This window comes from Rhodococcus sp. T7, assembly GCF_009872365.1.
Taxonomy (GTDB): Bacteria; Actinomycetota; Actinomycetes; order Mycobacteriales; family Mycobacteriaceae; genus Rhodococcus_F.
Map to the genome: position 1 here is coordinate 5,496 of NZ_WXYH01000105.1, position 2,109 is coordinate 7,604.

At 67.7% G+C, this 2,109-nt stretch carries 1 protein-coding gene and 1 pseudogene; both read right to left on the reverse strand.

What is annotated here, in order from left to right:
- Positions 1 to 1,462 (reverse strand): cutinase family protein (locus MLGJGCBP_RS12735; protein ID WP_160096006.1); only part of this gene is annotated, 1,462 nt, incomplete at its 3' end.
- A 23-nt stretch (positions 1,463 to 1,485) separates the two neighbouring features.
- Positions 1,486 to 2,109: pseudogene (locus MLGJGCBP_RS12740) on the reverse strand (hypothetical protein); the annotation flags it as partial.

Below are 2,109 nucleotides of genomic sequence, written 5' to 3' on the forward strand. Positions count from 1 at the left end.
GGGTCGACGAGCTGATACGAGGCGTCGAAGTATCGGCCGAGGAGTCGGCTCCACTCGCGATGTCCTTGGCCAGCGCGGCAAACCAGTCCGCAACGAATTGCGTTGCGGACTCACCGGTTGCCGTCATCGGAGTCGATCCGTACGAGCCGTGAGCGCGGATCGTGTTCCAGTACTTCGTCAGCGCCGTCGCCGACACCAGATCCGCGTTGTCACTGATGTTGTCCTTGACCACGGCGAACGCCTGCTTGGTCAGCCGCGATGTCGTCGCCGGTGGGACCAGCTTCGGTACCGCCCCCACCAACTTCTGTGCGAACAACGCGACTCCCGCAGCGGGATTCGCGAGACCCACGGTGGCGAGTTGGGCGATGTTCGCCGGCGTCAGCACTTCCTTCACGACGGTCTTGACCGCGTTGAACCCGATGGTGCCGATCTTCATCACCGCGGAGATCGTCTCCTGCGCAGTCGGCATCGGTGTGCGCGGATCGGACGCGATCGCCACCCGCTCGGACAGCGATTTCTGCGGCTCGATCGACAAGTTCGCCAGTGTCGTGCCCTTGATGTCCTCATTGATCACCGGCACCGCGGTCTTGATCGTCGTCAACGCCAGCGCTTCGCTGATCGACGTCAACGACCGGATCGGATCCCCGGCAGATAACTCGCTCTGACCAGCAATGTTGGCCGCCGCGCGGGCGATCGGGGCGTTCGCCGGGGCGTCACAGGAGAGATCACCCGGCTCGCAGATCGACGCCACGCGACCGGTCAACGACCCATACGCGACAGCGGTATCACCAGTCGGGCCGATCCCGCCGCCTTCCGGGGCCGACCCAGTGGGCGCCGACACCTTCGCGACCTCTGCGCCGCCAGTTCCCGGGGCAGGCTTCGGGGAGGTCTGCCCCGCAGATCCAGGGAACAACGACGCACCCGGCGAACGTGTCGGATCACCGAACAACGCCACCCCGACCAGCTTCTCGGCCGAGATCACGCCCTCACCCGCACCGACCTTCTTGGCGAACATGCTCATCACGTGTGCGCCCTGGGAGTACCCCGCCCCGCTGAAGACCGTGTGCGGGCACGCCTGCGCAACTTCCGCGGCCGTGTCCTCGAGGTTCTGCAACCCCTCCTCCACGGACTGCGAATACGGCACATTCGCGCCCGGCACCGCGCCACCGAACCCAGCCGGGTACGGCACATAAGCGCGGCCGGTAAGAGAGTCACCTGCAGAGTCGGTCGTCTTGACCATCATCGGCATGAAGACCTGCGAGAGCATTCCGGTGTCGAGAGTCGGTGATGTATCCGGTGACGACTCCCCCGTGCCCTGCATACCCAGAGCGAACAGGACCGGGCACGCCTGCCCGACCAGCTCACTCGCCGGGGCGGCGGGAACCGCACTAGCCGTCCCCGCCGCCCCGACTCCGATCACAGCCACCGCCGCGGTCGCGGCCATCCTGCTCAGTACCTTCATGCCGGTCTCCCCTTCCGTCCGGGTCAGGCGTTCAGGCCAGCGACGACAGCACCGGCGAATGCCGCTGCCTGCTCGATCACCGGTGCAGCCGCACCGGCCGCATTCGCCCCGGCCTGCTCGACCGCCGCCACGACCTGGCCGCCGCCCGGCTGCGCAAGAGCTGCCTCACGCACCTGCGTCACAGTCGCGTCGACCTGCGGCGCGGCCTGTGCCGCGTACACGGGGGCTTCCGCGACGAAATCGCGTGCCTGCTCCACATATCCGCTGCCACCGGGAACGGCTTCGACCTGATCGACGACCTGCTGTGTCAGCCCGACAGCAGCGCGGGTATCGATAGCCGGCGGGGTCCACAGCGGCGCCGGGGCAACTGCCTCCGGTGCCGGTGCCGGTACCGGTGCAGGCTCCTCGATCACCACGTCCTCGCCGCCGAACGCCGTAGCTCCGACGATGCCGCCGAACAGAGCGCCGAGCGCGCCGCCCGCCATTGCTGCCGGAACACCGAGCGCCAATGCCCCGACACCTGCGCCGATCAATGCGCCGTTCACACCGCCGATCACCGGCCCGATCACGAGGCCGACACCCGGGATGAACACCGTCGCCAGCGTCGTGCCGACCCCGATACCGACGACGGTGCCGATGACTGCACC